This is a genomic window from Flagellimonas lutimaris (genome assembly GCF_051494225.1).
In the GTDB taxonomy this organism is placed as follows: Bacteria; Bacteroidota; Bacteroidia; order Flavobacteriales; family Flavobacteriaceae; genus Flagellimonas; species Flagellimonas lutimaris_A.
Genome location: NZ_JBNPYE010000020.1, coordinates 1 through 6,483 on the forward strand (window position 1 = coordinate 1; position 6,483 = coordinate 6,483).

The 6,483-nt window shown below is 33.0% G+C and carries 6 protein-coding genes; all 6 read left to right on the top strand.

From position 1 onward, the window contains the following. The first annotated feature begins 172 nt into the window (after nt 1-172). The 6 genes from ACQQ5U_RS19285 to ACQQ5U_RS19310 all read left to right on the top strand — a co-directional run bounded on the left by ACQQ5U_RS19285 (nt 173) and on the right by ACQQ5U_RS19310 (nt 6,277). Nucleotides 173-1,327, top strand: coding sequence for a DUF4932 domain-containing protein (locus ACQQ5U_RS19285; protein ID WP_437400089.1), 1,155 nt, complete (start codon nt 173-175; stop codon nt 1,325-1,327). Nucleotides 1,328-1,666: 339 nt separating this feature from the next. Next, nucleotides 1,667-2,353, top strand: coding sequence for a DUF6624 domain-containing protein (locus ACQQ5U_RS19290; RefSeq protein ID WP_437400091.1), 687 nt, complete (start codon nt 1,667-1,669; stop codon nt 2,351-2,353). Nucleotides 2,354-2,478: 125 nt separating this feature from the next. Beyond that, complete coding sequence (locus tag ACQQ5U_RS19295; RefSeq protein ID WP_437400093.1) at nt 2,479-3,132, top strand: hypothetical protein; 654 nt, start codon at nt 2,479-2,481, stop codon at nt 3,130-3,132. A gap of 79 nt (nt 3,133-3,211) precedes the next feature. Next, on the top strand, nt 3,212-3,655 hold the full coding sequence (locus tag ACQQ5U_RS19300; RefSeq protein ID WP_437400094.1) for a hypothetical protein: 444 nt from the start codon (nt 3,212-3,214) through the stop codon (nt 3,653-3,655). A 248-nt stretch (nt 3,656-3,903) separates the two neighbouring features. Then, on the top strand, nt 3,904-4,371 hold the full coding sequence (locus ACQQ5U_RS19305) for a hypothetical protein (protein ID WP_437400096.1): 468 nt from the start codon (nt 3,904-3,906) through the stop codon (nt 4,369-4,371). A gap of 352 nt (nt 4,372-4,723) precedes the next feature. After that, on the top strand, nt 4,724-6,277 hold the full coding sequence (locus ACQQ5U_RS19310) for a rhomboid family intramembrane serine protease (RefSeq protein WP_437400098.1): 1,554 nt from the start codon (nt 4,724-4,726) through the stop codon (nt 6,275-6,277). Nucleotides 6,278-6,483 lie beyond the last annotated feature (206 nt).

Here is a 6,483-nt window from a genome sequence, read left to right on the forward strand (position 1 = left end):
ACGTCCGCTCACGCGGACTCCTTGACAAACCACGCCATAAGATTATAAGGAGGAAAGTTCTTTTGACATGGTTGAACGGATTTCGTTATATTTCCGTAGAAATCACAGCACTACGTTTAGCGCTCTGTTACCAAAGTTCAAATAAACGATTGCAATATAACATAGAAAAACCATGAGATTTAATATTTATCTATTAGGGATCATTGTACTTCTTTTCGGTTGTAAATCAGAGAACCGCAATCACGAAAAAGAAGAAATTGTTGAAAAGCAAATTCAAGTAGATCTAAATCCCAACATTCATACTTCCCATATTATAGAAATGTTCGTTTGGCCCGGCGAATATCCAACACGTCCTATGTGTGTTGCCGCCCAAATGTATTTTGAACCATTTAAGAACCATCCTGCAATTAAACTTTCCGATAGTTTATTACAAAACGAAATATTTTACTTCGACGAACTAACTGAAATTCTATTGTACCTAGATGATTTTCCAAGTACGGACTTCAAGTATTCACTTGATAATTCACCATATTCAAATAGAAAAGGAATTATTAATGAATGGATAAAAAAGTTATCCGAATTCTATATCGATGCAAATGTGGAATCTTTCTTGAATGAAAACAAGGCATTTTATAATGGTGCGAGACAAGAAGTGTTGAACAACCTGCCTCCAGAAGATTTTGTCAACCAAATGGAAGAATACTACCGAGAGAAAAAAATAAGGTATACAATTATACCTGCTCCTGAAATGCCTACTGGCGGCGCATATGGGTATAGAGGAATTGGGCCGTATGTGCACACTCCTGATGGAATGTTGATTTACCAAGTAATCAGTGCCTCCTTACCAGTAGAAAAAGATAGTATTTCCAATAAATACGAGTATTTTGGTTTCGACAACGAAAAATTCATCCTGCGTAATTCATATCATGAGTTCGGCCACGCATTTGTGAATACAATACTGGATAGAAATGAAAATAAAATACTACTAAACAGGTATGAGAATTTATTCACCCCTGAACTTCAAAATGTTATGGAAGCACAAAATTATGACAATTGGTTTGACTGTATCGCAGAACATCTAGTTCGATTAGGTGAAATCAGATTAGCTGAAAGGAGTGGTAATGAAAAATGGGCAAAAGAATTACGCAAATACCACACTAAAGAGTTGAATTTTATTTTTTTACCGCAATTTGAGGCCAAAATTAAGGAATACGAACAAAACGCTAGTTTTAAAAGTTTTGAGAAGTTTTTGCCAATTCTCTTGAAAGAGCTAGACTATTTTGATTCAGAAAAGATAAAGAACTTAATACACAAAAGCATATCGTAACATAAAGTTCAAATAAACGATCAAAATGAAATCAGCAATTTGAGCTCTTCAATAAATGGAAATCAAAAAGATAATTTTGGGTATTGCTATAGTGCTTGGTTCGATAATATGGTTGGTATCGCTCATTAGAGAGAATAAAAAAGATAATAATTACGATTATTGGTTGTTATCATACGATATTAATATCGTTTTTGGACTGATTGTTTTTATAGTAATTGGTTTGATTCTTATTTACAGGGGATTTAATATTTCATAAGTTAGAATACCATATTGACAGACTAAATCAAATCCAAAAGTTCAAATAAACGATAACCTACTCCTAAATAATTATAACAGAAGATGTTCAAATACTCCACTTTACTATTGTTGATATTGACACTGTTCATCTCTTGCAAGGAAAATAACAATTCTGGTTCTTCCACAATTGTCGATGTTGACCTTAAAAGTCAACTTGAAAACATTTATTTGAAAGATCAGGGAATTCGAGAAATAGTCGATGGAAACTTATCTGAAGAAAGGAAATCAGAGTTGTTAAAGGCATTAGGGCTACACCCTTCTGACATTGAAGGGAACAAAAGGTTTGAAGTAATGCAAAACATCGATAGTACCAACTTAGCCGAAGTGGAAAAAATCATAAAGGACCATGGATATCCAAGCCTATCCATCGTCGGAGAGCCGACAAACAAAGCAATCTTTTATGTAATCCAACATTCAGATAAAATAGACAAATATATCCAAGTAATAAGGGAGGCAGCTGAAAATGGTGATATACCCAAAACCTCATTGGCAATGATGGAAGACAGAAACCTTATGGATAAAGGACTTGAACAAATGTATGGAACCCAAATAAAGGGACAGGCCAATAAACAGGGGGAATGGATATACTTTCTTTGGCCCATAAAGAATGTTGACTCGGTCAATATTTGGAGGAAGCAGGTTGGGTTTGATCAAAGTTTGGAAGAATACCTAAACGGAATGGGTGTTGAGTTTAAGCTTTATCAACTGGATGAATTAGAAGATTTATAAAAATTGAATTTTTCACAGTTCCAAAAGTTTAAATAAACGATTCGACTATTTCAACGATTAAATTCCAAAATAAGTCATTTAAATGTACTTTACTAGTCTAGAAACGGATAGTATTAATTATGAGAATGAAATCACTTTTAATCTTACTTTTCCTGTTGCCTTTTATTGGACAAGGGCAAATTGACAATTTGGAGAACCCCAATATTCATAAATCCTCTATCCGAAAATACCTTGACAAACTACTTTTGGACTTATCATTAGAAACTCTTGAAGCTTCAAATAGTAAATTCTATTTCAGATTAATAAATACTAGACATATAACTGAGGTATGGGAAAGTGAAGATGGCAAAATCGATGGGCGCATTATAAGCTTTATTGAAAAGTTGCCAGATTCAATAGATTTACCTTATTTGAACAATAAAATCAGAAAAAAATACTTCGTTCAAACCAAACATTTAAATAGAAATAGGTCTTCTCGGCTTTACACTAAAATACAAGTGCTTGGTATCGAAAAAATCCCTAGCAAGTTATTGCCTCAAGAGAAAGTAAAAAACATAGGTGGCTATTTTATGGAGATTTCCCATCAAAGTAACTATGGATTCAAGGAGTTTTGGATTATTAATGATGCTCAACTTCAATCTGAAAATGATAAAAAGGTGATGAAACTGGTTGACTATTTTAATAGGGAAATTAACTATTTGGAGATATATGATAAACTAATTGATGCAGCCCCTAAAGGTTGTTACGATTTAGCAAATGGATTTAATCGATGTAAATAGTTAAAACATCATTTTTTAATTAACTAACACAAAAGTTCAAATAAACGATAAAAACAAGTAGTACAATATTTTGCCCAAAATGAAAGTTGAGTTTAAAGAGTTGAGAAAAGTGTATAAGGAGGTTAAAGATTTCCTTGAAAATGCTTCTGGGAAAAATATAAATGGACTTAATACAAAAATAGCTGAAGATTTGGGGCTTTGGGGGGATGACAATTATTTTTTGTTAGAAGAATTTGTAGAAAAGCATAATCTGAATTTTAAAAAGTTTGATTATGGGAAGCATTTTGAAAGTGAAGGAGAGTTATTCAACAGTAGCAATGCTTTAATCTGGCTTTTGACTTTGCCATATCTTATTTCTGCTAGAATTATAAAATGGATTTTTCCAAATGTTAAAATATCATTTGATAGTTCAAGTTCATTTCTTCCAAAGAAAAATGAAAGAGCAGATTTGACATTTGGAGATTTAATAGTCTGCAAACTAAAAGGAGAATTTTGTTTGCGAAAGAATACACTGATTGAATGATTACCCTGATAAAACTGATTTAAACAACCGAGAGATTCAAATTCTTTTAGCGATTCACTTTTTGACTGAAAATGACCGAGCAAAAAGAGACAAAAAAGCGAATCGACTTCAAAATAAATATTTTCGGAGACTTAAAAAGGGGCAGAATAGGGAATTCAAAACTTTGCCAGAGATTGATAATGGTTAATATTGTAAATGACTCAATCCAAAGTTCAAATAAACGATAAATACAGATATGTAATAGGTTAATGAGAAGACCCAAAAAAATATCGGTAACTAAGCTTTTGATTGTAATAAGTGTCTTGTCATTTATGTTGACTTCATGTTCTAGGAATACGGCAAATCTATTTGTTGGTGTCTGGACAATTGAAGATATAGCCTATAAAGGAAAAGACATTGGTGAGAAAATCTCTTTAAATGCCCTTGTTTTTAAAGAGAACAATGAAGTTATGGTGCCAGGAATTGTTGGTGAGTTATTAAATAAAAAAGACAGACAAGGCAAATGGAAAATTGATGAAGACGGGTTTTTAAACATAACTTCCAACAATCAATATATAAATGGAAGGGCTAAATATTGTTTTGAAAATAGTGAGGATGAAGAACTTCTTAAAGTTGTAATAGAAACAGAAGAACTGTATATGGAGGCATTTAAACTTTTTAGTGAAAATGACACCTATGGTCGGTTGCCTTGTATCAATAATGCCCTACCAAAATAGAATAATAAAAAAGAAAAGTTCAAATAAACGATTACAAAAGGAGATGTAAATATACGTCTCCACTAAAAAATTAGTGACGGGCCAAAATGAACAACAAAGAACTAGAATTATTATTTGGAGCAATTTGTTTTGTATTTACAATAATATTAGGAATTAGGGAATATAGAATTTGGAATGGTTTGCAAAATGATGATTGGATGTTGAAATCTTTCAGTATTGGAAAGATTGGTGGGATTGTTGGACTTTGCATGATCGGATTAATAACTTTCTATCGATATTTTTCATAGCCTTATGTATATCAATTGTTTCAATAGCTCAAATAAACGATTAGAACAAACCCAACCTACCCAAATTGCCTAAAATTAAATTACAAAACATAAAAACTAAGCTGCAAAAGGTTTATCTACCGTTCTTAGTCGTTTCCATAGGAACTGTTTTCCTATATACCTTTCTTAGGTGGTTGTTGGACATTAAGTTTGGCATCATTCCTCTTAAAAAGGATTTACTGGATTTTTGGATACCCTTTGGATTACCATGGATACCTATACTGATTTGGTTGAGAAGAAGAATACGAATTTTGAATGTTCGGGGCAATAATGATAATGGTTACTTTCTCTATCAAGCCGTTATAGCAGGGACTATTTCCGTTACCCTGCTCAATGCCCAGGATTATACCTCTACAAATTCGTATGATTTAAATGAAGTTAATTCGATTGAGGAGCTTGATGCCTTAAAAAATGAAAAATACTTTAAGGTATCGTCCTTTCTTGTGGAAAAGGAGTCAAAAACATCCTATACAACTGCAAGAGTTTCTGGAAGGTCAAACGATAGGTTGAACATTACCGAATTCATTGCACTTCCATTTGAAAATTCCCTAAGCGTATGGTACGGAATTGAATACAAATCTAGCATGAGTAATCACATGTCCGAGGCTGAGAAAAACAGAACTTACAGAAAGTTTCTGGAATCATGGATAATACAATATAAACATCATAATTTTTATGGAACCAGATATTTCGAAAAGCTAGGTCATTCTGATGAACTTGATGGATATGTTAATGCTATACAGTTACGTTACCCTAATCTGGATAGAGGTGATTTAACCATATTAATTCCTCATAAAGGGGCATTTTTGGAAAGAAGTGGAAATTCTCTGGAATGGGCTTTTGGATCCTTTGCAATTGGTTCGTTCATCTTTTTGATAATGGTTCTGGTACCCTCAATAAACGAAAGTGAATTAAAACGATTTAAATTAGGCAAACCCTCAAAAGATGATGATTTATTGGATTTCCTGAGAGCGCTTAATCCTATGGGCGAATATAAGGGGTCTGCCATTTTGATTTGGATAAACATTCTTGTATTTGCTATTATGATGGTCATGGGAATCAATATTATATCACCTACTGGACAAGAATTATTGGAAATTGGAGGAAACAGAAAACTCGAGGTTTTAAATGGAGAATATTGGAGACTAATGTCCTCTGTGTTTATCCATGGTGGAGCCTTGCATTTGTTAATGAATATAATGGGGCTTGGATTGAGTGGGTTTATTTTGGAACAAAAACTTGGGCCTCATAAATTGATATTGTCTTTTTTAGCATGCGGTTTATTGGCTAGTTTGTCCAGTATATACTTTAATGACAATGTTATAAGCGTTGGTGCCTCTGGTGGTATTTTTGGATTGTTTGGAATTATACTGGCCTTAACTGCTTTTAAGGTGTTTGACTCACAGGTACGAAGATTTGTTTGGCTGATTCTCATTCTTTACGCTGGAGTAAATTTAGTTCTCGGTCTTTTAATTTCTGGTGTTGATAATGCCGCTCACTTTGGAGGGTTGATTTCTGGGTTCCTAATTGGTTTTTTATTATCGCTTGATAATAACAAGGAATCAATGAATCAGAGATGATCTTTTTGATTTAATCAAGTAACGTTTCGCTATAGGACAATGTCCTAAAATTAATTAAGCGAAAATTCTTACATTTATAAAAGTTCAAATAAACGATGAAGCGAGTCCGATCACTTCTGTCAATTACTGTGTTATTGGTTGTGCTTTTTAATATTGGATGCACTACCACAGAAGACACAATTACTCTCATACCAAATAACTATACA